23 protein-coding genes and 2 rRNA genes are annotated in these 25,415 nt (G+C 66.6%); 11 read left to right on the top strand and 14 right to left on the bottom strand.

Annotated elements, in window-relative coordinates; all coding sequences use genetic code 11:
* Positions 1–12 precede the first annotated feature (12 nt).
* On the top strand, positions 13–708 hold the full coding sequence (msrA, locus tag C5O79_RS13665) for a peptide-methionine (S)-S-oxide reductase MsrA (RefSeq protein WP_122478460.1): 696 nt from the start codon (positions 13–15) through the stop codon (positions 706–708).
* A 214-nt stretch (positions 709–922) separates the two neighbouring features.
* Positions 923–2,038, top strand: coding sequence for an aromatic ring-hydroxylating dioxygenase subunit alpha (locus tag C5O79_RS13660; RefSeq protein ID WP_046547271.1), 1,116 nt, complete (start codon positions 923–925; stop codon positions 2,036–2,038).
* A gap of 34 nt (positions 2,039–2,072) precedes the next feature.
* Here the strand turns inward: C5O79_RS13660 and C5O79_RS13655 are convergent, their stop codons facing one another.
* The 8 genes from C5O79_RS13655 to C5O79_RS13620 all read right to left on the bottom strand — a co-directional run bounded on the left by C5O79_RS13655 (position 2,073) and on the right by C5O79_RS13620 (position 12,774).
* Entirely contained in the window at positions 2,073–2,567 is a 495-nt protein-coding gene (locus tag C5O79_RS13655; RefSeq protein ID WP_260437035.1) for a cytidine deaminase, read from the bottom strand.
* Between the two features lie 3 nt (positions 2,568–2,570).
* Complete coding sequence (gene deoA, locus C5O79_RS13650; protein ID WP_131931398.1) at positions 2,571–3,887, bottom strand: thymidine phosphorylase; 1,317 nt, start codon at positions 3,885–3,887, stop codon at positions 2,571–2,573.
* Between the two features lie 38 nt (positions 3,888–3,925).
* Positions 3,926–5,200, bottom strand: a complete 1,275-nt coding sequence (locus C5O79_RS13645) for a NupC/NupG family nucleoside CNT transporter (RefSeq protein ID WP_046547269.1) — start codon at positions 5,198–5,200, stop codon at positions 3,926–3,928.
* Between the two features lie 338 nt (positions 5,201–5,538).
* Positions 5,539–6,996, bottom strand: coding sequence for a dihydropyrimidinase (hydA, locus tag C5O79_RS13640; protein WP_122478455.1), 1,458 nt, complete (start codon positions 6,994–6,996; stop codon positions 5,539–5,541).
* A 34-nt stretch (positions 6,997–7,030) separates the two neighbouring features.
* A complete protein-coding gene (locus C5O79_RS13635; RefSeq protein WP_046547267.1) occupies positions 7,031–8,539 on the bottom strand; it encodes an NCS1 family nucleobase:cation symporter-1 in 1,509 nt (502 codons plus the stop codon).
* 100 nt (positions 8,540–8,639) lie between these two features.
* Positions 8,640–9,956 (bottom strand): NAD-dependent dihydropyrimidine dehydrogenase subunit PreA, encoded by a 1,317-nt coding sequence (gene preA / locus C5O79_RS13630; RefSeq protein ID WP_011349350.1) that lies wholly within the window; start codon positions 9,954–9,956, stop codon positions 8,640–8,642.
* A gap of 64 nt (positions 9,957–10,020) precedes the next feature.
* Positions 10,021–11,358 (bottom strand): NAD(P)-dependent oxidoreductase, encoded by a 1,338-nt coding sequence (locus tag C5O79_RS13625; protein WP_122478453.1) that lies wholly within the window; start codon positions 11,356–11,358, stop codon positions 10,021–10,023.
* Positions 11,359–11,493: 135 nt separating this feature from the next.
* Positions 11,494–12,774, bottom strand: a complete 1,281-nt coding sequence (locus C5O79_RS13620) for a Zn-dependent hydrolase (protein ID WP_122478451.1) — start codon at positions 12,772–12,774, stop codon at positions 11,494–11,496.
* A gap of 355 nt (positions 12,775–13,129) precedes the next feature.
* Between C5O79_RS13620 and C5O79_RS13615 the strand changes: the two genes are divergently transcribed.
* On the top strand, positions 13,130–13,822 hold the full coding sequence (locus C5O79_RS13615) for a TetR/AcrR family transcriptional regulator (protein WP_105815509.1): 693 nt from the start codon (positions 13,130–13,132) through the stop codon (positions 13,820–13,822).
* Positions 13,823–13,926: 104 nt separating this feature from the next.
* On the opposite strand, the gene C5O79_RS13610 is transcribed toward C5O79_RS13615, so the two are convergent.
* Genes C5O79_RS13610 through C5O79_RS13600 form a run of 3 tightly spaced genes read right to left on the bottom strand, consistent with a single transcriptional unit; the run spans position 13,927 to position 17,593 of the window.
* Complete coding sequence (locus C5O79_RS13610; RefSeq protein ID WP_122478449.1) at positions 13,927–15,117, bottom strand: acetyl-CoA C-acetyltransferase; 1,191 nt, start codon at positions 15,115–15,117, stop codon at positions 13,927–13,929.
* A gap of 18 nt (positions 15,118–15,135) precedes the next feature.
* The gene (locus C5O79_RS13605) at positions 15,136–15,903 is read right to left on the bottom strand and encodes a 3-hydroxyacyl-CoA dehydrogenase (protein WP_122478447.1); all 768 of its coding nucleotides are present in this window, start codon (positions 15,901–15,903) and stop codon (positions 15,136–15,138) included.
* A gap of 22 nt (positions 15,904–15,925) precedes the next feature.
* The gene (locus C5O79_RS13600; protein ID WP_122478445.1) at positions 15,926–17,593 is read right to left on the bottom strand and encodes an acyl-CoA synthetase; all 1,668 of its coding nucleotides are present in this window, start codon (positions 17,591–17,593) and stop codon (positions 15,926–15,928) included.
* Positions 17,594–17,738: 145 nt separating this feature from the next.
* Between C5O79_RS13600 and C5O79_RS13590 the strand changes: the two genes are divergently transcribed.
* From C5O79_RS13590 to C5O79_RS13570, 4 genes are all read left to right on the top strand, one after another.
* The gene (locus tag C5O79_RS13590; protein WP_046547259.1) at positions 17,739–18,758 is read left to right on the top strand and encodes an AraC family transcriptional regulator; all 1,020 of its coding nucleotides are present in this window, start codon (positions 17,739–17,741) and stop codon (positions 18,756–18,758) included.
* Positions 18,759–19,107: 349 nt separating this feature from the next.
* Positions 19,108–19,704, top strand: a complete 597-nt coding sequence (locus tag C5O79_RS13580; RefSeq protein WP_046547401.1) for a hypothetical protein — start codon at positions 19,108–19,110, stop codon at positions 19,702–19,704.
* 92 nt (positions 19,705–19,796) lie between these two features.
* The gene (locus tag C5O79_RS13575; protein ID WP_124472665.1) at positions 19,797–20,168 is read left to right on the top strand and encodes a nuclear transport factor 2 family protein; all 372 of its coding nucleotides are present in this window, start codon (positions 19,797–19,799) and stop codon (positions 20,166–20,168) included.
* A gap of 109 nt (positions 20,169–20,277) precedes the next feature.
* Positions 20,278–20,742: a GNAT family N-acetyltransferase gene (locus C5O79_RS13570; protein WP_122479052.1), complete on the top strand. Its 465-nt coding sequence runs from the start codon at positions 20,278–20,280 to the stop codon at positions 20,740–20,742.
* Positions 20,743–20,791: 49 nt separating this feature from the next.
* Here C5O79_RS13570 and C5O79_RS13565 read toward each other — a convergent pair whose 3' ends face one another.
* The gene (locus C5O79_RS13565; RefSeq protein ID WP_122478439.1) at positions 20,792–22,621 is read right to left on the bottom strand and encodes a methyl-accepting chemotaxis protein; all 1,830 of its coding nucleotides are present in this window, start codon (positions 22,619–22,621) and stop codon (positions 20,792–20,794) included.
* Between the two features lie 270 nt (positions 22,622–22,891).
* Between C5O79_RS13565 and C5O79_RS13560 the strand changes: the two genes are divergently transcribed.
* The 4 genes from C5O79_RS13560 to C5O79_RS13545 all read left to right on the top strand — a co-directional run bounded on the left by C5O79_RS13560 (position 22,892) and on the right by C5O79_RS13545 (position 24,917).
* On the top strand, positions 22,892–23,476 hold the full coding sequence (locus C5O79_RS13560) for a sigma-70 family RNA polymerase sigma factor (RefSeq protein WP_081421319.1): 585 nt from the start codon (positions 22,892–22,894) through the stop codon (positions 23,474–23,476).
* A gap of 12 nt (positions 23,477–23,488) precedes the next feature.
* Positions 23,489–23,797, top strand: coding sequence for a hypothetical protein (locus C5O79_RS13555; RefSeq protein WP_039343153.1), 309 nt, complete (start codon positions 23,489–23,491; stop codon positions 23,795–23,797).
* A 2-nt stretch (positions 23,798–23,799) separates the two neighbouring features.
* Positions 23,800–24,096: a 4Fe-4S dicluster domain-containing protein gene (locus tag C5O79_RS13550; RefSeq protein WP_122479049.1), complete on the top strand. Its 297-nt coding sequence runs from the start codon at positions 23,800–23,802 to the stop codon at positions 24,094–24,096.
* A 104-nt stretch (positions 24,097–24,200) separates the two neighbouring features.
* Complete coding sequence (locus C5O79_RS13545; RefSeq protein ID WP_122478437.1) at positions 24,201–24,917, top strand: class I SAM-dependent methyltransferase; 717 nt, start codon at positions 24,201–24,203, stop codon at positions 24,915–24,917.
* Positions 24,918–25,055: 138 nt separating this feature from the next.
* Here the strand turns inward: C5O79_RS13545 and rrf are convergent.
* Together rrf and C5O79_RS13535 are read right to left on the bottom strand one after the other, a co-directional pair.
* Positions 25,056–25,168, bottom strand: a 5S ribosomal RNA gene (gene rrf, locus C5O79_RS13540).
* A gap of 132 nt (positions 25,169–25,300) precedes the next feature.
* Positions 25,301–25,415 (bottom strand): 23S ribosomal RNA (locus C5O79_RS13535); the annotation flags it as partial.

Here is a 25,415-nt window from a genome sequence, read left to right as displayed (position 1 = left end):
CGGCGCACGGCGATGTTGCGGCGCATCGGCGCCATCGCCGTCGCGGCTGCCGCCGTGTTCGGCTACCAGCGCATCGTCAATTCCGCCGAGCCGATGCGCACCGTGCCCGCCCCGACGCTCGACGAAACGCCCGGCGCATCGCACGACGAGACGGCCGTGCTCGCCGGCGGCTGCTTCTGGGGCGTGCAGGGCGTGTTCGAGCACGTGAAGGGCGTGAAGCAGGTCACGGCCGGCTATGCGGGCGGCGCGTCCGAAACCGCGCACTACGCACTCGTCGGCTCGGGGCTGACCGGGCACGCGGAATCGGTTCGCATCGTCTACGACCCGACCCAGATCACGTACGGCCGGCTGCTGCAGGTGTTCTTCTCGGTCGCGCACGATCCGACCGAGCTCAACCGGCAGGGCCCCGACGAAGGATCGCAGTACCGGTCGGCGATCTTCCCGGCCACCGCGCAGCAACGCGCGGTCGCGACCGCTTACATCGCGCAGCTCGGCACCGCGCATGTGTTTCCGGGCCCCGTCGTCACGCGCGTCGAGGACTACAAGGGGTTCTACCCGGCCGAGGCCTATCACCAGAACTACCTCGAACTGCACCCCGACGCGCCGTACATCGCGTACAACGACATGCCGAAGATCACCGGGCTGAAGCAGCACTTCCCGGCGCTGTACCGCACCGACGCTGTACTGTGGCGCGATGCGCGCTCGTGACCGTCAAGCGGCCGCTTGACGGGGTGACGCCCGCCGCACGGCCAGCGCGCGCCGCCTTCGAGCCGGTTTGCCCTACATCAACGAAACCACGCGCGCCGTGCCGGGGCAAACCCGCATCGCTTCCGCCTCGGCGGGCAACTTCGCGTAGACTTCTCCAGATCCCCGCCGCATCACGCGGCGCCTGGAATCCCAGTTCAGCCCGGAGACGTCACGCATGCGCGCAGTGCCCATTCCTGACAGCGGCACCCTTGAAGAACCCTCTTCCGGCGCGGCCGTGCGCGACCTGCGCCGCGTGCCGATTCATCCCGATCACTGGTATCCGCTCGCGTGGTCGCGCGAGCTGAAACGCGGCAAGACGCTCGGCGTGCGCTTCGCCGGCGATCCGATCGTGCTCGTGCGCACCGAGTCCGGCGCCGTGTATGCGCTCGAGGATCGTTGCGCGCACCGCCAGGTGCCGCTGCACGCGGGCGTCGTGAGCGGCGAGACGCTGCGCTGCTGCTATCACGGCTGGACTTACGCGTGCGACAGCGGCCGCTGCGTCGACGTGCCGTACCTCGGCCGCGAGCGGCTGCCCAATGGCGTGCGCGCGTATCCGTGCCGCGAAGCGCACGGGCTGATCTTCGTGTTCCCGGGCGATGCGACGCTCGCCGATACCCGGCCGTTCCCCGCGCTCGAATCGGCGGACAACCGCGCATACAAGACGCGCCGCTTCGGCCGCGAAGTCAAGTGCCACTACTCGTTCATGCACGAGAACCTGATGGACATGAACCATCAGTTCCTGCACCGCAAGCAGATGGGGCAGATGCGCGCGCGCTCGGTAGGCCGGCGCCGCGGCGACGACTGGGTCGAGGTCGATTACACGTTCGCGCGGATGGAAGGCAAGCAGCCGGTGGGTGAAGCGCTCGTGTTCGGCGCCAGCAAGAAGCCGGCCGACCAGTCCGACAAGAGCGTGATGACGGTGCGCACCGGCTACCCGTACCAGACGCTGCAGATCCGTTCGAGCGAAGGCACGCTCGTGATGGACCTGTGGATCGTCTACGTGCCGCTCGACGCCGAGCAGCGCACCAACCGCACGTTCGGACTGCTGTCGATCCACAAGCCCGGCATCCCGTTCGCGCTCGATCTCGCGTGGCCGCTGCTCGTCTGGTTCACCGAGCGCATCTTCCGCGAGGATCGCTGGATCGTCGAGCGCGAGCAGGAAGCGCACGATGCCCAGGGCGCCGACTGGAACCACGAGGTGTTTCCGGTCATCAACGAGCTGCGCGACCTGCTGCGCCAGTGCGGCGCACGCACTGTGATCCCGATCCGCGACGCGCGCGACGGCGCGTGATGCGTGCGGCGCGTAGCGTGAAAAGCGCGCGCCGTTACAACCGGAACGCGCCCGGCAGCAATGCATGGGCCGTCGTGACCTCGACGGCCCCTTTCAGGTTGGCCAGGATCACTTCGATGTCGGGCGTGCCGATCTCGATCATCACCTGACGGCACGCGCCACACGGCGCGATCGGGCCGTCCGTGTCGCCCACCACCGCGAGCCGCGTGAAATCCCCCGGACGATAGCCGGCCGCGATGGCCGAAAACATCGCCGTGCGCTCCGCACAGTTGCAGAGTCCGTAGGACGCATTCTCGACATTGCAGCCGTGAAAAACCGTCCCGTCGCGCGCCTGCAGCGCCGCGCCGACCTTGAAGCGCGAATACGGCGCATACGCGCGTTCGCGCGCCGCCTTCGCCGCTTCGATCAGTTCGTTTCGTTCCATCTCGTCGTGCCTCCGATTGTGTGCCGGGTGTTTCCGCGCGGCCGCATCCCGGCCATCGCGATACGCCCGTGACGTGCAGCGATCGCCGGTGTCGGTACCGGCGATCCGTCAGCCGATCCGCTGATAAATGGTCGGCGGCGCGTCGCCCGTCTCGCCCAGCCCGTAGCTGCGCTGGATCGCGTCCACCACGTGCGCGGCCGCGACGGCGTCGCGGGCATGCACGTAACCGAGCGGCTCGCCGGCATCGACACGCTGCCCGATCTCCGCGAGCGCCGTCAGGCCGACACTGTAGTCGATCGCATCCGCCGCGCGCGTGCGGCCGCCGCCGAGCGCCACGACCGCCAGCCCGAGCGCGCGGCAATCGACTCGCTGCACCATGCCGCTCGTGCGCGACGGAACCGGCACGATCACCTCCGCCCGCGCGAGATGACGTGCGGGTGCGTCGATCAGGTCCGCGGGGCCGCCGAGCGCGGTGACCATTCTCGCGAAGCGTTCCGCTGCCGCACCCGTATCGAGCGCCTGCTGCAACTTCGCGCGCGCCGCTGCGACGTCGCGTGCCAGCCCGCCGGTGACGAGCAACTCCGCCGACAGCGCCATCGTGACGTCATGCAGGCGTGCCGGACGCGACTTGCCCGTCAGGTAGTCGATCGCGCACGCCACTTCGATCGCATTGCCCGCGCACGGCGCGAGCGACTGGTTCATGTCGGTGAGGATCGCGGTCGTCTTCATCCCGGCGCCGTTGCCGACGTCGACGATGCTGCGGGCCAGTTCCGCCGATTTCTCGGCGGTCGGCATGAATGCGCCGGAGCCGACCTTGACGTCCATCACGAGCCCGTCGAGTCCGGCCGCGAGCTTCTTCGACAGGATCGACGCGGTGATCATCGCGATCGACTCGACGGTCGCCGTCACGTCGCGAATCGCATAGATGCGCATGTCGGCCGGCGCGAGCCGCGCGGTCTGCCCGATGATCGCGACGCCGACGTCGCGCACCGTGCGGCGAAACGCATCGGTATCGGGCGTGACGTTGTAACCCGGAATCGCGCTCAGCTTGTCGAGCGTGCCGCCGGTATGGCCGAGCCCGCGCCCCGAGATCATCGGCACGTAGCCGCCGCACGCGGCCACCATCGGCCCGAGCATCAGCGATACGACATCGCCGACGCCGCCGGTCGAATGCTTGTCGATCACCGGCCCGTCGAGCGCGAGCGCGCGCCAGTCGAGCACGTCGCCCGAATCGCGCTGCGCGAGCGTCAGCGCGACGCGCTCGTCGGTGCTCAGGTCGTTGAAATACACCGCCATCGCGAACGCGGCCACCTGGCCCTCGGTCACGCTGCCGTCGGTCACGCCGCGCACGAACGCGGCGATCCCGTCGCGATCGAGCGGCTGCCCGTCGCGCTTTCGGCGAATGAATTCCTGCGGTAAGAACATCGTTGCCTCTCCTCGATCAATCGATGGCCGCTGCCGGCTCAATGCAGGGAAAAGAACAGGCCGGCGATCGCGGCGCTCATCAGGTTCGACAGCGTCGCGGCCGTCAGCGCGCGCAGGCCGTGCCGCGCGACTTCCGAGCGACGCTCGGGCGCGACTGCGCTGAAGCCGCCGGCGAGAATCGCTATCGACGAGAAGTTTGCGAAACCGCATAGCGCGAACGACACGATCGCGAGCGTCTTCGGGTCGAGCACCTGCAGGCCGGCCGCCGCGACGTGCTCGCCACCTTTCAGGTACGGTGACAGGTCGCCATACGCGACGAACTCGTTGAAGATCAGCTTCTCGCCGATGAAGTTGCCGGCCAGCGCCGCGTCGTGCCACGGCACGCCGATGATCCACGCGAGCGGCGCGAACAGGTGGCCGATGATACCCACCAGCGTGATCTGCGGAAAGCCCGCGAACGCGGCCACGCCGCCGACGATCAGGTTCATCAGCGCGATGAGCCCCACGAATGCGATCAGCATCGCGCCGACGTTGATCGCAATCCGCAGCCCGACCGACGCGCCGGACGCCGCCGCCTCGATCACGTTGGCGGCCCGCTTGTCGTCGAAGTCGAGCCCGTCGACCACGACGCGGCTCGGCTCGACCGTCGGATACAGCAGCTTGCCGAACAGCAGCCCACCCGGCACCGCCATGAACGATGCGGCGAGCAGGTATTCCATCCTCACGCCAAGGCCGGCGTAGCCGACCAGCACCGAACCCGCGACCGACGCCATGCCGCTCGCCATCACCGTGAAGATCTCGGCGCTCGTCATGTTCCGCACGAACGGCTTCACGAGCGCGGGCATCTCGCTCTGCCCGAGAAAGATCGTCGCGACCGCCGAGCACGCCTCGATGCGGCTCACGCCGAGCACTTTCGCCAGCGCCGCGCCGAGGATCGCGACGATCCACTTCATCACGCCGATGTAGTACAGCACCGCGATCAGCGCGGTCACGAAGATGATCATCGGCAGCACGCGCAGGCCGAACACGAACCCGCCGTCGCCGAACAGCTGGAACATCCGGCTGTCGACGAGGCCGCCGAATACGAACGCGATGCCGTGATTGCCCATGTCGAGCACGCGATTCACGCCGTTCGCGGCACCCGCCAGCGCCGTGCGGCCCGCCGGTACGAACAGCACCAGCGCGCCGATCGCCAGCTGCGTGCACAGCGCGGCGATCATGGTCCGGCCGCTCACTGCGCGCCGGTTGTTCGACAGCAGATAGGCAACCAGCAGCAGGAACAGCATACCCAGGAGACTGCGCAGAATATCCACCTCGTACTCCTTGCTCTCAATGTTGTTGGATTGTTCGGCGGGCGGCCCGGCACGCCTGCGCAACGCCGTCGGTGGATATTACTCGCCGGCATGCATGCCGACAACGCAAACAAAATGGTCGCGTTTGCGCGACGTCGCGTGCTGCGTCGACTTGCTCAGTTGTTCTATGTACCTGGAGATCGGCAAGACGCGATCGCGCTCGATTCATCCCAAATATTGAGAGGATTGGCGTGATGCGGAGAGGAGGGATGAGCGGTGCCGGCACGAACGGAAACGCACGCTCAAACATGCAAGGGGCGTGTCGTTCGAACCGACACGCCCCGCGCGATACGCAACGCTCAACCGGCGCGTTCGACCGGATGCGGCTCGCGCAACCGGTTCGCGATCCGCGCGGCCTCGTAGTAGCTCGCCGCCGGCGGGCGCTTCAGATAGCGGCCCGCGCCGCGCACGGCACGCAGATCGCCGTCGGCCCACGCGAGCGCGCCTCGCGTGAGCGTGTGGGTCGCGACGCCCTGTACCGTCATCCCCTCGAACACGTTGAAGTCGACCTGCTGGTGATGCGTCTTCACCGAGATCGTCCTGGTCGCGGCCGGGTCCCACACGACGAGATCGGCATCGGCGCCCACCTGCACGGCGCCCTTGCGCGGATACAGATTGAAGATCTGCGCGGCGTTCGTCGACGTGATCCGCACGAACTCGTTCGGCGTGATGCGGCCATGATTCACGCCGTGATGCCACAGCACCGACATGCGATCCTCGACACCGCCGCAGCCGTTCGGGATCTTCGTGAAATCCTCGCGGCCCATCGCCTTCTGCGACGCACAGAACACGCAGTGGTCGGTCGCCGTCGTATGCAACTGCCCCGCCTGCAGCCCGCGCCACAGCGCCTCGCGGTGCTCGGCCGAGCGGAACGGCGGGCTCATCACGTGCGCGGCCGCACGCGTCCAGTCCGGATCGCGATAGACGGCCTCGTCGATCACCAGGTGGCCCGGCAGCACCTCGCCGAATACGCGCAGCCCTTCGCTGCGCGCCTTCGTGATCGCATCGACCGCGTCCTTCGCGGACACATGCACGATATACACCGGCACGCCGAGCACCTGAGCAATGCGGATCGCACGGTTCGCGGCCTCACCCTCGACCTCCGGCGGCCGCGACAGCGGATGCGCTTCCGGCCCCGTCATCCCGCGCGCGAGCAGCGCCTTCTGCAACTGGAACACGAGCTCGCCGTTCTCCGCATGCACGGTCGGCAACGCGCCGAGTTCGAGCGAACGCGAGAAGCTGTTCACGAGCACCTCGTCGTCGGCCATGATCGCGTTCTTGTACGCCATGAAGTGCTTGAAGCTCGACACGCCGTGTTCGCGCACGAGCGTGCCCATGTCCCGGTGCACGCTCTCGTCCCACCACGTCACGGCCACGTGGAAGCCGTAGTCGGCCGCCGCCTTCTCGGCCCAGCCGCGCCATGCTTGGAACGCGTCCATCAGCGGCTGCTTCGGGCTCGGGATCACGAAGTCGATGATGCTCGTCGTGCCGCCCGCGAGCCCGGCGGCCGTACCCGAGTAGAAATCGTCGCTCGCGGTCGTGCCCATGAACGGCAGTTCCATGTGCGTATGCGGATCGATGCCGCCCGGCATCACGTACTGGTCGTGCGCATCGACGACGGTCGCGCCGGCCGGCGCATCGATCTGCCCGGCGATCTGCAGGATCGTGCCGCCGTCCTCCGGAGCTGCGCAGAGCACGTCCGCGCGGTAGGAACGGTCCGCATCGACCACGGTGCCGCCACGAATCAGGATTGCCATGGGGTTGCCTCCTCGTTGACTGTCGGGTGCCGAATCAGGCGCTCGCGATCTGCGCGTGCTGTCCGGCACGCCACTTCATCCAGGTGCCGTACACGCATGACGCCAGCACGAGGCCGACGAACCACGCGTACGTGTAAAGCGTGTTGAAGAACGCCGGCACGTTCGGAAACGACGCCGGAAACGCCGTGTGCAGGAAGCCGGGCAGGTTCGGCAGCACGCCGGCCGCGAGCGCGGCCAGCGCGGCCGGGTTCCAGCCGCGCGCGTAGCTGAAGCCGCCGCGCTCGTCGAACAGCGCGCGCGTGTCGAGCCGCGTGCCGCGAATCAGGAAGTAGTCGACCATCAGGATCCCCGCCACGGGCCCGAGCAGCGCCGAATAGCCGACGAGCCAGGTGAAGATGTAGCCGTCCGTCGTCGCGAGGATCTTCCACGGCATCATCACGATCGCGATCGTCGCGGTGATCATCCCGCCGGTGCGGTACGAGATCGCCTTCGGCCACAGGCTCGAGAAGTCGTAGGCCGGGCCGACGAGATTCGCGGCGAGGTTGCAGCACATCGTGTCGAGCGTGAGGATCACGAGCGCGATGCCCACGCCGATGCCCGTCATCCGGCTCGTCAGGTCGATCGGATCCCAGATCGCGTTGCCGTAGATCACGACGGTCGCCGACGTCACGACGACCGACACCACCGACAGGAGTGCCATCGGCAACGGCAGCCCGATCGACTGCCCGATCACCTGGTCGCGCTGCGAATGCGCGAAGCGCGTGAAATCGGGGATGTTCAGCGCGAGCGTCGCCCAGAAGCCGACCATCGCGGTCAGCCCCGGCCAGAAGGTCGCCCAGAACAGCCCGGCTTTCTTGCCGCCCGCAGCGAACTGCGACGGCGCCGACAGCATCGTGCCGAAGCCGCCCGCCTTCGACGTTGCCCACCACACGAGCGCCACGCACATCACGACCTTGATCGGCGCCGACCAGCTTTCGAGCCAGCGGATCGAATCGGTGCCGTGCCAGATGAAGTAGAGCTGCAGCGCCCAGAACACGAGGAAGCACGCGAGCTGCCCGAACCCGATGCCGATGACCGGCAGCGCGGCGCCATGCAGCGCGTTGCCGGTCAGGATGTTCAGCAGCGTATAGATCGCGCTGCCGCCGAGCCAGGTCTGGATCCCGTACCACCCGCACGCGACGATCGCGCGCAACAGCGCCGGCAGCTTCGCGCCCTGCGTGCCGAACGACGCGCGCACGAGCACCGCGTACGGAATCCCGTGCTTCGCGCCGGCATGGCCGATCAGCAGCATCGGCACGAGCACGATCAGGTTGCCGAGCAGCACCGTCGTCACCGCCTGCCACGGCGACATGCCCTCCTGGATCAGCCCGGCCGCGAGCATGTACGACGCGATGTTCATCACCATCCCGACCCACAGCGCCGCGAAGTGATACCACTTCCACGTGCGCTGCGCCGGCGTCGTCGGCGCGAGGTCGTCGTTGTACAGGCTGCCGCCCTGCGCCGCGGCGCGATCGGGATCGGCGGGATTCGCTGCGTGATTCATCTGACTCACTCCACGAAAACATCAACGCCGGCATCGTTCGATGCCGGCCCGGGTGGAACGAAAGGCGGCGATGCAGGATGACCCGCATCGCCGGACGCCGTCAAGCAGCCTTCTTCGCGTGCTTCTCGGGTGCCGCCGCGCCTGCACTCGCCCCCGCCTCCGCGCTCGCCGGATTGTTCGGATGCGTGGTCCAGTTCGCGTAGTCGCCCGAATCGACACGCTCCATCGTGATGCATTGCTCGACCGGACACACATGCATGCAAAGATTGCACCCGACGCACTCCGAATCGACCACTTCGAAATGCCGCACGCCGTCCTTCGTCGCCGTGATCGCCTGGTGCGACGTGTCCTCGCACGCGATATGGCACAACCCGCACTGGATGCAGCGGTCCTGGTCGATACGCGCCTTGATGTCGTATTTCAGGTTCAGGTATTTCCAGTCGGTCACGTTCGGCACCGCGCGGCCGCGGATGTCGTCGAGCGTTGCGTAGCCCTTCTCGTCCATCCAGTTCGACAATCCGTCGGCCAGGTCCGACACGATCCGGAATCCGTAATGCATCGCGGCGGTGCACACCTGCACGCTGCCGGCGCCGAGCACCATGAACTCCGCCGCGTCGCGCCATGACGAGATGCCGCCGATGCCCGAGATCGGCAGGTTCGGCGTTTCCGGGTCACGCGCGATCTCCGCGACCATGTTCAAAGCGATCGGCTTGACCGCCGGGCCGCAATAGCCGCCGTGCGTGCCCTTGCCGTCGACCATCGGCATCGGCGCCATGTGGTCGAGATCGACCGCGACGATCGAGTTGATCGTGTTGATCAGCGACACGCCGTCCGCGCCGCCCTTGTAAGCGGCGCGCGACCCCATCCGGATGTCGCTGATGTTCGGCGTCAGCTTCACGAGGCACGGCAGCTTCGTGCCTTCCTTCACCCAGCGCGTGACCATCTCCACATATTCGGGGACCTGCCCGACCGCGGCGCCCATCCCGCGCTCGCTCATCCCGTGCGGACAACCGAAGTTCAGCTCGACCGCGTCGGCGCCCGTATCCTCGACGAGCGGCAGGATCCATTTCCAGTCGCGCTCGTTGCACGGCACCATCAGCGACACGATCAGCGCGCGGTCCGGCCAGTCGCGCTTCACCTGCGCGATCTCTCTCAGGTTCACGTCGAGCGGACGGTCGGTGATCAGCTCGATGTTGTTCAGCCCCGCGATGCGCTGGCCGTTCCACTGCACCGCGCCGTAGCGCGAACTGACGTTGACGACGTGCGGATCGAGCCCGAGCGTCTTCCAGACGACCCCGCCCCAGCCCGCCTCGAACGCGCGGTTCACGTTGTAAGCCTTGTCGGTCGGCGGCGCGGACGCCAGCCAGAAAGGGTTCGGCGAAGTGATGCCCGCGATGGTGCAGCGAAGGTCGGCCATGGTCGGCTCCGTGAGAGTGGGGTCGTGTTCGTTGTGCTCGTGGTGTGTGACGTGCGTCGCGCGGTCACGCGGCCTTCGCGTCGCGCTGCGCAAGCGTCGTGTCGATCGACGCGGCCGCGCGCTTGCCGTCCTGCACGGCCTGCACCGTGAGGTCGACGCCGCCCGTCGCCGCGCAGTCGCCGCCGGCCCACACGTCGGGCCATGCGGTACGCCCGTCGGCGTCCACCGCGATGCGGGCGCCGTCCGCCGTCAGCAGCGCGGCGCCGATGGCGTCCGCCACCAGCGTCTGGCCGATCGCCTTCAGCACCATGTCCGCATCGACGGTGAAACGCTCACCCGATGCCGCCTCGAACTCGACACCCGTCACCTGCCCGTTCTCACCCGCCATGCGCACCGGCTTCGCATGCGTGACGAGCATGACGCCGTTCTTCTGCGCGAACTCGCGCTCCGCCCACGTCGCGCTCATCGCATCCACACCGCGCCGGTACACCATCGTCACGCGCTCGGCGCCGAGCTTGCGGCTCTGCACCGCCGCATCGATAGCCGTATTGCCGCCGCCGATCACGACCACGCGCCGCCCGACCGGCACGTTCCCGAGCGCGTCGGCCTGCCGCACCTGTTCGATGAAGTCGACCGCGTTCATCACGCCGTTCAGTTGCTCGCCGTCGATCGCGAGCGCACGCACACCGCCGAGCCCCATCGCGAGAAACACCGCGTCGTGCTGCTCGCGCAGCGCGTCGAGCGTGATGTCGCGGCCCAGCGCGACGCCGGTTTTCAACGTGATGCCGCCCACCGACAACAGCCACTCGACTTCACGCTGCGCGAAATCGTCGACGGTCTTGTACGCGGCGATCCCGTATTCGTTGAGGCCGCCGGCCTTCGGGCGCGCGTCGAACAGCGTGACGCGATGCCCGGCGAGCGCGAGCCGGTGCGCGCATGCGAGCCCGGCCGGCCCCGCGCCGACCACCGCGACATGGCGTCCCGTGTCGGGCGCGCGCGTAAAGCGCACCGCGCCGGTCTCCATTGCCCAGTCGGTTGCATGCCGCTGCAGTGCGCCGATCGCGACGGGCTGCGCGTCCTGATGGTTGCGCACGCATGCGCCTTCGCACAGGATCTCGGTCGGACACACGCGGGCGCACATCCCGCCGAGCGGATTCGCCGACAGGATGTCGGTTGCGGCACCCTTCAGGTTGCCGTTGCCGATCTTGCGGATGAAGCTCGGGATGTCGATCTGCGTCGGGCAGGCCTGCACGCACGGCGCGTCGTAACAGTAGTGGCAGCGGCTCGCGGCGGCCGCCGCGGCCGTCGGATCGAGCAGCGGCGCGATGTCGGCGAATTCGCACGAGAGTTGCGTGGACGACAGGCGTTGCGCGGCGATATCGCCGGTTGGCTTGGTGGTCATACGCGTTCCTTCGACTGGGTGGAGACAAAGCCGTCCCCGCCGGCTGCGAATGCACAGTCGGGGCGGTCGTTGTTAGGAATGCTGCGGTCAGGCTGTCAGGCGTTGATCAGCCCGCCGGCTGCTACGGTCGTGGCGTCATGACGCCGGCTCGCATGCGCGCGACAGCATCGCGTGCAGCAGCACGTTCGCGCCGGCCTCGATCCAGGCGGGCGTCGCGTCCTCGATCTCGTTGTGGCTGATGCCGTCGACACACGGCACGAACACCATCGACGTCGGTGCGACCTGCGCGAGGTAGCACGCGTCGTGGCCGGCACCCGACACGATGTCGCGATGCGAAAAGCCGAAGCGGTCGGCCGCACTGCGCACGGCTTCCACGCAGGCAGCGTCGAACGCCACCGGCTTGTAATAGAAAATCTGCTCGAGTTCGGTCTCGAGCCCGATGTCGCCCGCGATGCGCGCCACGCCTTCGCGCAATGCAGCATCCATCTTCGCGAGTACCGTGTCGTCCGGATGACGGAAATCGACGGTGAAGAACACGCGGCCCGGAATCACGTTGCGCGAGTTCGGGTAGACCTGCATCATGCCGACCGTCGCGCAGCCGAACGGCGCATGATCGAGGCCGATCCGGTTGACGAGATCGACCACGCGCGACGCGCCGAGCAGTGCGTCGCGCCGCCGCGGCATCGGCGTCGGCCCCGCGTGCGCTTCCTGGCCGGTGAACGTGATCTCGTACCAGCGCTGCCCCTGCGCGTCGGTCACGACGCCGATCGTCTTGCACTCCGCCTCGAGAATCGGCCCCTGCTCGATATGCAGTTCGAACGCCGCGTGCAGCTTGCGGCCGCCGCACGGCACGTCGCCCGCGTAGCCGATGCGCGCCAGCTCCTCGCCGATCGTCTTGCCGTCCACATCCTTGCGCGACAGCCCGTATTCGAGCGGGAACACGCCCGCGAACACGCCCGACGCAACCATCGCCGGCGCGAAGCGCGAGCCCTCCTCATTGGTCCAGATCACGACCTCGACCGGATGCTCGGTCTCGATGCCGTGATCGTTGAGACTGCGAATCACCTCGAGGCCGCCGAGCACGCCGTAGATGCCGTCGAAGCGGCCGCCCGTCGGCTGCGAATCCGCGTGCGAGCCCGTGACGACCGGCGCCGCATCGGCCACGCGGCCCGCGCGACGCATGAACACGTTGCCCATCGTATCGACCGTCACCGTGCAGCCGGCGGCCTTCGCCCAGCCGACGATCAGGTCGCGGCCGGCCTTGTCGAGATCGGTCAGCGCGAGACGGCACACGCCGCCCTTCGGGGTCGCGCCGATCTTCGCGACTTCCATCAGGCTGTCCCACAACCGCTTGCCGTCGACCTTGATCGACGTGTCGAAAGCTGCCCGCTTCACTGTTTCCGATACCGCGTTCATTCGTATCGCTCCTGTGGGGTCGGTGATGTCGTCAGCCCGGTCTGTGCCGGTGCGCGTCATGCCTGTTTCGGGGCAACGCCGCCCAAGCGCGGTGCATGCCCCGGTCTTCGCGAAAATCGTCCGACGAATCGGGCCGATAGGTTTTCGCCGCTCGTCGAATCCTGTCCGATTGGACAGGTTTTAGACGATCAAAATGACCAAATCAATCTCTTTCTTGCGTGAATGAATGGAGCGAGAAACGTGCCATCGCAACGCAGCATGGCGATGAATGCGCGAGATCGGTACGCGTGCGTTCGATGCGAATCAGCGGCTAGAATGAAGCCCAACGCGGCACGCCCGCCGCGCGAGGGCAACGATGAGACATGACGAGGCGACAACCGAAGCCACCGACAGCGACGAAACGCCGGCGCCTTTGCGGCGACGCAAGGCGCACATCCGCGAGTCCAACGAAGCGCATCTGCTCGCCTGTGCGGAAGCCGTGTTCGCGGAGCGCGGGCTCGACGGCGCGAGCACCGCGATGATCGCGGAGCGCGCCGGCCTGCCGAAAGCCAACCTGCATTACTACTTCCCGACGAAGCTTGCGTTGTACCGCCGCGTGCTCGACGACCTGTTCGAGGACTGGCATCGCGCGGCCGGATCGTTCGAGGCCGACGACGATCCCGTCGAAGCGATCGGTGCGTACGTGCGCGCGAAGATGGCGCTGTCGCGGCGGCGCCCGCTCGGCTCGAAGGTCTGGGCCAACGAGATCATCCACGGTGCGGAGCACATGCAGGACATCCTGTCGGAACGCGTGAAGCCGTGGTTCGATACGCGCGTGAAGGTCATCGACAGCTGGATCGCGCGCGGGCTGCTTGCGCCGATCGACGCGCATGCGCTGATGTACCTGATCTGGGCCACCACGCAGCACTACGCGGATTTCGATGCACAGATCCGCGCGCTGAGCGGCAAGCGCACGTTCACGCAGAAGGCGTTCGACGAGAAGACCGAACAGGTCGTGCAGCTCGTGATTCGTGCGTGCGGGGCGGTGTCGCCGGAGGCGAAGGCGTAGCGCGACAACACGATCCGCCAAAAGAACGACGGGTATCGCACCGGTGATTCCCGTGCGATACCCGTCGTACGCGTCGCAGCATGCGATGCGTTACACGTTGTGCGTCAGGCGACGCGCTCGATCGCGATCGCCGTCGCCTCGCCGCCGCCGATGCACAGCGACGCGACACCGCGCTTCATCCCGTACGTTTCGAGCGCGGCCAGCAGCGTCACCATCACGCGCGCACCCGATGCACCGATCGGGTGCCCGAGCGCACACGCGCCGCCGTGCACGTTGACCTTCTCGTGCGGCAGGTCGAGATCGCGCATCGCGGCCATCGGCACCACCGCGAATGCTTCGTTGATTTCGAACAAGTCGACGTCGCGCAGGTTCCAGCCGGTCTTCTCTGACAGCTTGCGCAGCGCGCCGATCGGCGCGGTCGCGAACAGGCCCGGCTTGTCCGCGTAGGTCGAATGCCCGACGATCACGGCCTTCGGCGTGAGGCCCAGGCGCTCGGCTTCCGAGCGGCGCATCATCACGAGCGCGGCCGCGCCGTCCGAGATCGACGACGCATTCGCGGCCGTCACTGTGCCGCCGTCGCGGAACGCAGGCTTCAGCGTCGGGATCTTGTCGAGCTTCGCCTTGCCCGGCTGCTCGTCGATCGACACGACCGTTTCGGCCTTGCCGGCCTTCACGGTCACCGGCGCGATCTCCGACACGAAATGGCCGTCTGCGATCGCCCGTTGCGCGCGCGTCAGCGATGCGATCGCGAACGCATCCTGCGCCTCGCGCGTGAACTGGTACGCCTGCGCGCAATCCTCGGCGAACGTGCCCATCAGGCGGCCCTTCTCGTACGCGTCCTCGAGCCCGTCGAGGAACATGTGATCGAGCACCTGCCCGTGACCCATGCGCATCCCCGCGCGCGCCTTCGGCAGCAGGTACGGCGCATTCGTCATGCTCTCCATGCCGCCCGCGACGGCCACGCCTGCCGAGCCCGCCAGCAGCAGGTCGTGCGCGAACATCGCGGCCTTCATCCCCGAGCCGCACATCTTGTTGATCGTGGTCGCACCGGCCGCGAGCGGCAGCCCGGCCTTCAGCGCGGCCTGCCGCGCCGGCGCCTGGCCCTGGCCCGCCGGCAGCACGCAGCCGAACACGATTTCATCGATGCGCTCGGCCGGCACGTTCGCGCGCTCGAGCGCCGCGCGAATCGCTACCGCACCGAGATCGCTCGCGCTGGCGGCCGCCAGGTCGCCCTGAAAACCACCCATCGGCGTACGCGCCATACCAACGATTACGATCGGATCCTGAGTCGTCATGATTCGCTTCCTCCAGTGTCAGCGCGGTGCCATGCGCAACGCGCCATCGAGACGGATGACTTCGCCGTTCAGCATCGTGTTCTCGGCGATGTGGCGCACCAGCGCCGCAAATTCTTCCGGGCGGCCGAGCCGCGGCGGGAACGGCACGCTCTTGCCAAGCGCGTCCTGCACGTCCTGCGGCATGCCGGCCATCATCGGCGTCGCGAAGATGCCCGGCGCGACCGTCACCACGCGAATGCCGAACCGCGCGAGCTCGCGCGCGATCGGCAGCGTCATGCCCACCACGCCGCTCTTCGATGCCGCATACGCGGCCTGCCCGATCTGCCCGTCGAACGCCGCGACCGACGCGGTGTTGACGATCACGCCGCGCTCCCCTTCCGCATTGGGCTCCTGCTTCGACATCGCTTCGGCGGCCAGCCGGATCATGTTGAACGTGCCGACCAGATTGATCGACACCGCGCGCGCGAAGCGGTCGAGCGAGTGGGGGCCGTCGCGGCCCACCACCTTCTCGCCCGGCGCGACGCCCGCGCAGTTGACGAGCGCGTCGATGCGGCCGAACGCGTCACGCGCGGCTGCGACGGCTGCGTGGCCGTCGGCTTCGCTCGTCACGTCGGTCTTCACGAAGCGCGCAGCCGTGCCAAGCTCGTGCGCGAGGCCCGCGCCTGCTTCGTCGTTGACGTCCAGCAGCACGGCCTTGCCGCCTTCCGCGACCACCATGCGCGCCACCGCGGCGCCGAGGCCGGAACCGGCGCCCGTAATCAGAAAAACGCGATCCTTGATATCCATTCGCAGTCCGTACAGTGTGTATTCAGGGTTGAGCGGTTTTCTCGGCTTCCATCTTGCGCAATACGAAGCGCTGGATCTTGCCGCTCGGGGTTTTCGGCAGCGCGTCGACGAAATCGATCGCGCGCGGATAGGCGTGAGCGGACAGCCGCCGCTTCACGTGCAGGCTCAGTTCCTCGGCCAGCGCCGGCGTGCCGTCGTAGTTTTTCGACAGCACGACGAACGCCTTGACGATCTCCGTGCGCTCCGCGTCGGGCACGCCGATGACGGCGGCCTCGCTCACGGCCGGATGCTCGATCAGCGCGCTTTCCACGTCGAACGGGCCGATCCGGTAGCCGGACGACGTGATCACGTCGTCCGCGCGGCCGATGAAGCTCACGGTGCCGTCCGGCTCCAGCTCGACGTTGTCGCCGGTCCGGTAATAGCCGCCCGAGATCGCCGGCGTGGCCTGCTGCCAGTAGCCGTGGAACCACAGCAGCGGCGAGCGAGCGATGTCGATCGCGAGATTGCCCGGCTCGCCCGGGCCGAGCTCGCGGCTCGCGTCGTCGAGCACCGCGACGCGGTAGCCGGGCATCGCGAAGCCGGCGGAACCGGCGTGGACCGCATGCGCGAGGCCGTGGTGGTTGTTCACGACCATCCCGAGTTCGGTCTGGCCGTAGTGATCGTAGATCGGCGCGCCGAGCGCCGCGTCAAACCAGCGCACGACCTCCGGATTCAGCGGTTCGCCCGCGCTGCTGACCACGCGCAGCTTGCCCTTCAGCCGCGCCGCCGCTTCCGTCCCGGCCGCCATCAGCATCCGGTAGGCCGTCGGCGAGCCGGCGAGGCTCGTGATCCCGAGCCGTTCGATCACGTCATACGTGCTGTCGACCGTGAAACCGCCTTCGTACAGCGTCGTCGCGTGGCCGAGCAGCAGCGGGCCCGTGATCGCGTAATAGAGGCCGTACGCCCAGCCCGGATCGGCGATGTTCCAGAAGCGGTCGTCGGCACGCAGGTCCACCGCTTCACGCATGTACGCACCGAACGCGAGCAGCGCGCGCAGCGGCACCGGCACGCCCTTCGGCAAGCCTGTCGTGCCCGACGTCGACATCATCATGAACAGGTCCGTGCCCTTGCGCAGCACCGGCTCGAACGAATCGGGCTGCGCATCGAGCGCCGCGCGGAAATCGATGTCGTTTTCCGGCAGCGTCTCGCCCGGCTCGCGCACCGTCGCAACGGGCGGGCAACCGGCGATCTCGTCGAGCTTCGCGCGATTCGCGACGTTGGTCACGACCAGGCGCGCGTCGCTCATGCGCAGCCGGTGCTCGATCGCCTTCGGGCCGAATGCGGTGAACAGCGGCTGGTAGACGGCGCCCGCGCGCCACGTGCCGAGGATCGTCGCGACGAGTTCGGGCGTACGCGGCAACAGGCCCGCCACCACGTCGCCCGGCTTCACGCCCTGCGCGACCAGCAGGTTCGCGACGCGTGCCGACAGCGCCTTCATCTGAGCAAACGTGTAGCGGTGGCGCTGGCCGCCGGCGTCGATCCAGTCGAGCGCGACCGCATCCGCCGATGCGTGCCGGTCGCAGCATTCCACGCACGCGTTCAGGCCGCGCTCCAGGTCGCCGTGCAGTTGCTTCGCGGCGGTCTCGATACTGAACCGGGCCACGGCGTCGGCGTAGGCCGGCACCGCACGGGCGGTAGCTCCATCAGACATGCGTGTCTCCTGTGCGTTATGGCCGCCGGCGAGCCAGGGGCGCGACGGGGGATACATCGATAGTAGACAGCCGGCACATTGCAATCAATGACAAACAGAATCTAGAATCGTGATCGCTTTTGCCATGTCGGGAGGATGCAGGAAAATGGGGCCGCAGATGATTTCGCCGGATTTCGTCGACGACGCGCTGGCGTGCCTGCGCCGGCAAGGCCTTCCGACGGAGCCCGTGCTGCGCGCCGCCGGCCTGCCGGCCGTCGTGCGCGAGCCCGTCACGCCGCAGCAGTACGGCCGGCTGTGGCTCGCGATCGCCGGTGCGCTCGACGACGAGTTCTTCGGCCTCGCCGCACGCCCGATGCGGCGCGGCAGCTTCACGCTGCTGTGCCATGCGGTGCTGCACGCCGGCACGCTCGACAAGGCGCTGCGGCGCGCGCTGCAGTTCCTGCGGGTGGTCCTGGACGAGCCTCACGGCGAGCTCATCGTGGCCGACGGGCAGGCGCAGATCGTGCTGACGCAAACGGGCGCGCCGTACCCGGCGTTCGCGTACCGGACGTTCTGGCTGATCCTGCTTGGCGTCGCGTGCTGGCTGATCGGCCGGCGCATTCCGCTGCAGCGCATCGACTTCGCATGCCCGAGCCCCGACCAGCGCAGCGACTATCACCAGTTCTTCGGCGTGCCCGTGCATTTCGACCGGCCCGACAGCCGGCTCGCATTCAATGCCGCATACCTCGCGCTGCCGACGATCCGCTCCGAGCAGGCGCTGAAGACCTTCCTGCGCGGCGCGCCCGGCAACCTGCTCGTCCGCTACCGGCACGACACGGGCTGGGTCGCGAGGACACGCGCGCAGCTGAAAACGCTACCGGCCGCGGAGTGGCCCGACTTCGATACGCTGGCCGTGCGCCTCGGCACGACGCCCGCGACGCTGCGGCGGCGGCTGCGCAGCGAAGGGCAAAGCTTCGCGGCAATCAAGGACGAGCTGCGCGGCGCGCAGGCCCAGTCGCTGCTGCGCGGCAATGCGCTCAGCGTCGCGGAGATCGCGGCCGAGCTCGGTTTCACCGAGCCGAGCGCGTTTCATCGCGCGTTCCGGAAATGGACGGGCACGAGCCCGGGTGCGTTCCGGCGGGACGTGCATGCGGCGGAGGGGGAGCCGGGGGTGGCGAGCGGATGATGCGGCAAGCAGCCGTCGACACTGAATGCCCGACCGACACGGAAACGCTCACGCGACGGGCTGCAGCGGCCGCGAGAACAGCTTGAACCCGCGTAGTAGACGAGCGACGTCAGCGACAAACCGACGATCCACGACACGTCCGCGCCGCCGAGCCGGCTCGCCAGTTCTCCCGTATAGGGATCGGTCCTGCCACGTCGCAATCCCGGTGCCGTCTGTCGGCGTGCGATCGCATCGGCTTTCCGGTGCGATGCGACGTGACACCCGCTGCGACACGAGGCCGGCACGACATTGCGCCCCGGCCCGTCCGGCCACATACTGGTCGGCCTGCACGAACGAGGGTGCGTCGACGATGCGTGTCGATCAGGGCGCCGCTTCGATCTTTGGCGTGATCGGAACGGCCGTGTCTTTGCTGGCGACGATTCCGTATGCGCTCGCAATCTACCGGCGCACGGTTCGTCCGCATCTGTTCACATGGCTCGTGTGGTCGGTCGTCACGGCGATCGCGGCTGCCGGCCAGTTCGTCGCGGGTGCGGGGCCGTCCGCATGGTGCACGGCAGCCATTGCCGTTACCTGCTTCCTGACGCTGGTGGCGAGCATCTTTCGGGGCGAACGCGGCTGGACACGCGTCGACTGGTTTTTCCTGATCGCGGCCCTGTCGGCCATTCCGCTGTGGATGCTGACCGACGACCCGACGCTCTCGATCTGCCTGGTCACGTTGATCGAGCTGGCCGGGCTCGGCCCGACCGTCCGCAAGACGATCCGCGATCCGTGGAGCGAGAGCCTCGCGTATTTCGCGCTGTGCGTGCTCAAGTACGCGCTGGCCTTGCTGGCGTTGAGCACATGGAGTGTCGCGGTCGCGTTCTATCCGGCCGTCAACGTCATCGCATCGATCGGCATCTGCGCGGTGATGCTCGTTCGGCGTCAATCGCTGTCGAACGCGCGGTAGACGGTATCCGTCGGTGCGGTATGTTCGTTGCTGCTGTTGCTCGCCGGTATGAGCCGAACCACCAATCTTCAGAGACGATGCGAGGCCCTGAAATGGATGCAACCCGTACAGCGATCGAACCCAGTGAAATCGCGCTTCGAGCCGCGATGCTGGCCAACGATGTCGAAGCGCTCGATACGTTGCTGGACGACGATCTGGTGTTCACCGTCCCAACCGGCCAGATCATCTCGAAGGAAGACGACCTGGCCGCGCATCGCGCGAAACTGCTGCGCCTCGACAGACTCGATGTGCAGGAACTACACGCATACGCGATCGGCGAAATGATCCTGACCACGACGAAGGCGATACTCGCCGGTCATTTCGACGGCACGGCGTTCGACGGCATGTTTGCCTATACTCGGCTCTGGCGCCGATCATCCGCGGGCTGGCGCGTCGTCGCCGGGCATGCATCGCAGGTCGCCTAGCCGCGTCGAGCACGACGTTCCCTGGAACCGGCGAGCGCGAATCCGGCGTCGAGTCGACGCGGGCCGGGCGATACCCTCGACGAAGGTGTCGGCCATCACGGGAGACGAGATGCACAAGGCATTCACCGTGCGCGCGGCCCGTCCCGCGGACGCGGACGCACTCACACGACTGGCTCGCATGTCGAAGGCACACTGGGGCTATCCGCAGGACTGGCTCGACTCGTGGCAGAGCGATCGCACGATTGCGCCGGAGACGATCGACGGGTCGATCGGATACGTTGCGGAGTCAGGCGCGGCAATCATCGGGTTCTGGGTCAGGGCGTCATCGGAATCGGAGCACCCGACGCCCGGATGGCTGTTCGTCCATCCCGACCACATGGGCCGCGGTGTCGCCCGGGCACTATGGGAAGAGGTCCGCAGGGAAAGCGCCGCGAGAGGGATCAGAAGCTTCGTGATCGAAGCAGACCCCAATGCGGTTCCGTTCTATCTGGCGCTCGGCGCTGAAAAAATCGGCGAAAAGGAGTCGAGCGTCGTCCCGGGCAGGTTCTTCCCGATCTTGAGGATCACGATCTGATTGCAACGTCCGTCGGCATCGCCGCCAGACATACCCGGTACCGCTCCTCTCACGCCGACTGCAACGTCATCGCGCGGCGGTCCTCGAGCTTGAACTCGCCGACCGTCTGCGCGAGCCTGGCGGCCTGCTCGCGCAGCAATGTCGCGGCCGCCGCCGACTGCTCGACGAGCGCCGCATTCTGCTGCGTCGCATTGTCGAGATGCGACACCGCCTGATTCACCTGCTCGATCCCCGTGCTCTGCTCCTTCGCGGCGACGGTAATTTCCGCAATCACGCTCGTGATGCCGCGCACGCCCTCGACGATTTCGTTCATCGTCGTACCGGCCGTCTGGACGAGTCCCGAGCCCCCCTCGATCTTCTCGACCGACGAGTGAATCAACTGCTTGATTTCCTTGGCGGCCTGCGCGCTGCGCTGCGCGAGCGCCCGCACCTCGCCCGCGACGACCGCAAAGCCCCGGCCGTGCTCGTTCGCACGTGCGGCCTCGACGGCAGCGTTCAACGCGAGAATGTTGGTCTGGAACGCGATGCCGTCGATCACGCCGACGATGTTGGCGATCTCGCTCGATGCCTGCGTGATCTCGTTCATCGTCGCGACGACTTCGCTGACGACCGTGCCGCCGCGCACCGCGACGTCCGACGCAGATTCCGCCAGACGGCTCACCTGACTCGCCGCATCGGCCGAGTTGCGGGCCGTGCCGGCGATTTCCTCGAGCGCGGCGGCCGTTTCCTGCAAGCTCGATGCAGCATGCTCGGTCCGGCCGGACAGATCCTGGTTGCCCTGCGCGATCTCGGCGCTCGCGAGGTTGACGGATTCGCTGAACTCACGAATCTGCAGCAGGATCGTACTGATCTTTTCGGCGAACAGGTTGAACGCATGCGCGATCTGTGCGGCTTCGTCCGCGCCGTCGGCAGGCAGGCGTTTCGTCAGGTCGCCGCTGCCGGTCGACACATCCGTCAGCGCGTCGCGGACCAGCAGGATGCGCTTGAAGGCTGCGTTCGTCATCGCACCGACGAGTGCGGCCGCGATCACGGCCACGATCAGGATCGCCGCCAGCGTCGTCGTCGCGACCGCGCGCATGCCGGCCGTCACGTCCGCCTTGTCGAGCGCGAGCACGAGGGACCAATCGGTACCGACGATCGGCTGGGCCCGCACCAGCTTGGTGGCGCCGTCGATGTCGACGGCGACGGGATTGGACGCGCTTTGCAGCGCGCCGAGGTGGTCGGCGTCGAGTGCAGGAGAAAGACCGGTCGCCGGCTTCATGATCAGGTCGGTCTTGGCCGACGCAATCACGCGCCCGCTCTTGTCCACCAGAAATGCGAAGCTCGCGGGTGTCGGGTGCACCGAAGTCACGATCGAGCTCACGCTCTCCATGAACAGGCTGGCGGCCAGCACGCCCTTTACCGTGCCGTCTCGCACCACGGGCACCGCGAACGCAACAGCCGGCTTGCCGGTCGTTGCATCACGATAGAGTGCCGTCACGACCAGGCTGCCGGCGCTGACGGCCTGCTTGTACCACGGGCGTGCCGTCGGGTCGTAGCCGGGGGCGAGCGGCACGTTCGAGAACGCGGTCTTGTCCGGCAGGCCGAGCGTCAATACCTCGAAGCCGCCCGACTTCCCAAGCAGCTTCAGCGCCGGCAGGGGATCCCCTTCGCCGATTGCGATCGTATCTGCGAGTGCCTGGGTTTCCCGGCCTCTGCTGGCCACCCATTCGTTGATCGCCAGCGCGTGCCCGGCGAGGATCGACTTGTGATTCTGGTCGATTGTCTCGTCGTTGTGTTGCTTGACGACGTAATAGACCAGGCCGCCTGTCACGGCCAGCGCCGTTACCACGATGGCGACGCAGGTCGCGAGTATCCGTGCACGAATCGAGGACAACATGATGACTTCGATCTCCGTTACCGCGTTGTAGGAATGGGGTCGCCAAAAACAGGCAACGTCCTGTTTAACGACAGCGGTTGGGGGAACTTAAGGCCTGACTGGCCAGACCAGTGTGAGCAACGGACCGTCGGAGTCGCCGATTGGGGGACGGACGGGTTGGTCCGGCAAGCCGGATACCGTGCGGACGCTGAGGTATGTAGAGGGGAGGCGTTCAGCAGCAGATTTTTTCTCTCGCCACAATATTCGCGCGCCTGAAACGTCTTCAGGCACATGGAATCGCCACCCACTTCGCAAACGATGACCGACCCAGACCGCGACATCACAGCGACAGTGATGCGTGAACGATCGAGGCTAGTGAATTTCATCCGGCGTCGGATTCGCGACCCGGACGACGCCGAGGACATCCTGCAGGACGTGTTTTACGAATTCGTACAGGCGTATCGACTTCCTGCGCCAATCGAGCAGGCGAGCGCGTGGCTTTTCCGTGCTGCACGCAACCGGATCGTTGACCGCTTTCGCAAAAAGAAGGAGCAGCCGCTGACCGATCTGTCCGAGGTCGACGATGACACAAGTGGCGAGTATCGCCTGGACCTCGCGCTACCGGCGCATGATGCCGGCCCCGAAGCGCTCTACGCTCGCACGTCGGTACTCAAGGCCTTGCAGGAGGCGCTCGACGAGTTGCCGACGAATCAGCGTGAGGTATTTATCGCACACGAGCTGGAGGGCCGGTCCTTCAAGGAAATGGCCGCACAAAGCGGTGTCACGCTCAATACGCTGCTCGCTCGCAAACGCTATGCGGTCCTGCATTTGCGTGCCCGACTGCAGCCCATTTATGACGAACTGGATAACACCTAGAGGAATCGACAGATGAATTTCCGAATCAGATGTGCAGGCAAGGCGCTTCTCGTGTTGATCGCGATAGGCGTGCTCGGATGGGTCGTCATGATGTTATGGAACTGGGTGATTCCGGCGCTATTCGTCGGCGCCCGTACGATCGACTTCGCCCATGCGCTGGGCCTGCTCGTGTTGAGCCGCATCCTGTTCGGCGGATTCCGCGGACATCACGGCTGGCGCGGCCGACGCCACTGGCGCAAGTGGGAATCCATGACACCGGAGGAGCGCGAGCATTTCCGGACCGCGTGGCGATCCGGCAGCAACCGGCCCACGGGAGAATGAACATGTCCGATGAGTCAACGGACGACTGCAAACAGAAGCCGGGCGTGATTGCGCCGGTCGTCGATCTGAAACGCTGCGAAGGCAAAGGGGATTGTGTCGCGGTTTGCCCCGAGAACGTGTTCGAGATCCGGCGCATCGACAAAGTCGATTACCTCAGCCTTGACCTGATGCATCGCCTGAAGCAGCGCGTGCACGGCATGAAGGTCGTCTATACGCCGAATGCGTACGCGTGCCGATCATGCGGACTGTGTGTGACGGCGTGCCCCGAACGCGCGATCACGCTCGCCCGAACGGCATAGCAACACCATGTATCGCCGATGTCGAGCGACAGCGCAGCGACTCTGACGGGGAAGGCTGTCGTTGGATACATCGTCGACCGGATCAATCTCGTCAAGGAACGCACATGACTTCACCCACCGTCGCCCTTCTGCAGCGGCTCCACGAAGAGAGCCGGGCCGAAATCGTCGCCCGCGCCCGTGCGCAGTTCCAGGGATCGAACGAGGATTTTCTGTCGCTAGCCGAGGAATACGAAGCGATCGCGCCCCGTCTGCGGGGGCGGTTTCTCGAAACGTTCGGGCTGTCCAGCGACGACTTCGATTCCCCCGAAGGCAGTCCGCTATCGTTGGCCGTGTCGCCGGAAACGGGCGGATTCTTGCGCAACATGGTGCTCTCGCAACGACCGGCCAGAATCCTTGAACTCGGTAGTTCATGCGGCGTATCCACGCTGTATTTCGCCGAGGCGCTGCGCACGTTGGGCCGTGGCGTGGTCGTCGCAACCGAACGCGATCCGCTCAAGTTCACGCGCTTGTGCGATCACGTCAGGACGGCGGGCCTGGATGCCCATGTCGACATGCGGGAGGGCGACGTGTTCGAGACCGTCGCCGAACTGGACGGCACTTTCGACATGGTGTTCATCGATATATGGGCCGACGCCTATCTGAAACTGTTCAGGCAGATAGAGCGCCTGCTGCGCCCGGGATCGGTCGTACTGGCCGACAACATGTACACGGCCGAGGACGCCGTTCGACCGTACAAGCACTACCTGGACAACGACCGGCGGTTTTCGACCACGACCCTGGACTTTGAATCGGGAGTCGAATTTACGGTCGTCGTTTATTGAGTGTGGAGTTCGTCGAAACGTTTATTCCACGGGATCTCGGGCTAAAGGACACCGCCGCCGGTCCTGATCCCTTGTGCATTTCCGCCGCTGAAATGCAAAAACCCCCGCCTGTTCGGGCGGGGGTTCTTGGCTTAGGGAGCCTGACGATTACCTACTTTCACACGGGAATCCGCACTATCATCGGCGTAGAGTCGTTTCACGGTCCTGTTCGGGATGGGAAGGGGTGGGACCGACTCGCTATGGTCATCAGGCAAAGAGGGTTGTCACGTTGCTTCGCAACGCGACCAATCTTGGAAGAAGCAGTAATTTTTGAGTTGTGTGTATCACACACGAGAATCCAACCAGTCCGACGCGCTGTTTTCAGCGCGAGACAGACTTGTTATAGGATCAAGCCTTACGGGCAATTAGTATCAGTTAGCTGAACGCATTACTGCGCTTACACACCTGACCTATCAACGTCCTGGTCTCGAACGACCCTTCAAGGGGATCTAGTCCCCA

It is taken from the genome of Burkholderia sp. SRS-25 (assembly GCF_004343765.1).
In the GTDB taxonomy this organism is placed as follows: Bacteria; Pseudomonadota; Gammaproteobacteria; order Burkholderiales; family Burkholderiaceae; genus Burkholderia; species Burkholderia contaminans.
The sequence above is the reverse complement of the archived record's forward strand: the minus strand, read 5'-3'. Positions and strand labels throughout refer to the sequence as shown.

Coding starts and splice junctions, on each gene's coding strand:
- msrA (WP_122478460.1), top strand. CDS start 13: ATGTTGCGGCGCATCGGCGCCATCGCCGTCGCGGCTGCCGCCGTGTTC.
- C5O79_RS13660 (WP_046547271.1), top strand. CDS start 923: ATGCGCGCAGTGCCCATTCCTGACAGCGGCACCCTTGAAGAACCCTCT.
- deoA (WP_131931398.1), bottom strand. CDS start 3,887: ATGTTCTTACCGCAGGAATTCATTCGCCGAAAGCGCGACGGGCAGCCG.
- hydA (WP_122478455.1), bottom strand. CDS start 6,996: ATGGCAATCCTGATTCGTGGCGGCACCGTGGTCGATGCGGACCGTTCC.
- C5O79_RS13635 (WP_046547267.1), bottom strand. CDS start 8,539: ATGAATCACGCAGCGAATCCCGCCGATCCCGATCGCGCCGCGGCGCAG.
- preA (WP_011349350.1), bottom strand. CDS start 9,956: ATGGCCGACCTTCGCTGCACCATCGCGGGCATCACTTCGCCGAACCCT.
- C5O79_RS13625 (WP_122478453.1), bottom strand. CDS start 11,358: ATGACCACCAAGCCAACCGGCGATATCGCCGCGCAACGCCTGTCGTCC.
- C5O79_RS13620 (WP_122478451.1), bottom strand. CDS start 12,774: ATGAACGCGGTATCGGAAACAGTGAAGCGGGCAGCTTTCGACACGTCG.
- C5O79_RS13615 (WP_105815509.1), top strand. CDS start 13,130: ATGAGACATGACGAGGCGACAACCGAAGCCACCGACAGCGACGAAACG.
- C5O79_RS13610 (WP_122478449.1), bottom strand. CDS start 15,117: ATGACGACTCAGGATCCGATCGTAATCGTTGGTATGGCGCGTACGCCG.
- C5O79_RS13605 (WP_122478447.1), bottom strand. CDS start 15,903: ATGGATATCAAGGATCGCGTTTTTCTGATTACGGGCGCCGGTTCCGGC.
- C5O79_RS13600 (WP_122478445.1), bottom strand. CDS start 17,593: ATGTCTGATGGAGCTACCGCCCGTGCGGTGCCGGCCTACGCCGACGCC.
- C5O79_RS13590 (WP_046547259.1), top strand. CDS start 17,739: ATGGGGCCGCAGATGATTTCGCCGGATTTCGTCGACGACGCGCTGGCG.
- C5O79_RS13580 (WP_046547401.1), top strand. CDS start 19,108: ATGCGTGTCGATCAGGGCGCCGCTTCGATCTTTGGCGTGATCGGAACG.
- C5O79_RS13575 (WP_124472665.1), top strand. CDS start 19,797: ATGGATGCAACCCGTACAGCGATCGAACCCAGTGAAATCGCGCTTCGA.
- C5O79_RS13570 (WP_122479052.1), top strand. CDS start 20,278: ATGCACAAGGCATTCACCGTGCGCGCGGCCCGTCCCGCGGACGCGGAC.
- C5O79_RS13565 (WP_122478439.1), bottom strand. CDS start 22,621: ATGTTGTCCTCGATTCGTGCACGGATACTCGCGACCTGCGTCGCCATC.
- C5O79_RS13560 (WP_081421319.1), top strand. CDS start 22,892: ATGGAATCGCCACCCACTTCGCAAACGATGACCGACCCAGACCGCGAC.
- C5O79_RS13555 (WP_039343153.1), top strand. CDS start 23,489: ATGAATTTCCGAATCAGATGTGCAGGCAAGGCGCTTCTCGTGTTGATC.
- C5O79_RS13550 (WP_122479049.1), top strand. CDS start 23,800: ATGTCCGATGAGTCAACGGACGACTGCAAACAGAAGCCGGGCGTGATT.
- C5O79_RS13545 (WP_122478437.1), top strand. CDS start 24,201: ATGACTTCACCCACCGTCGCCCTTCTGCAGCGGCTCCACGAAGAGAGC.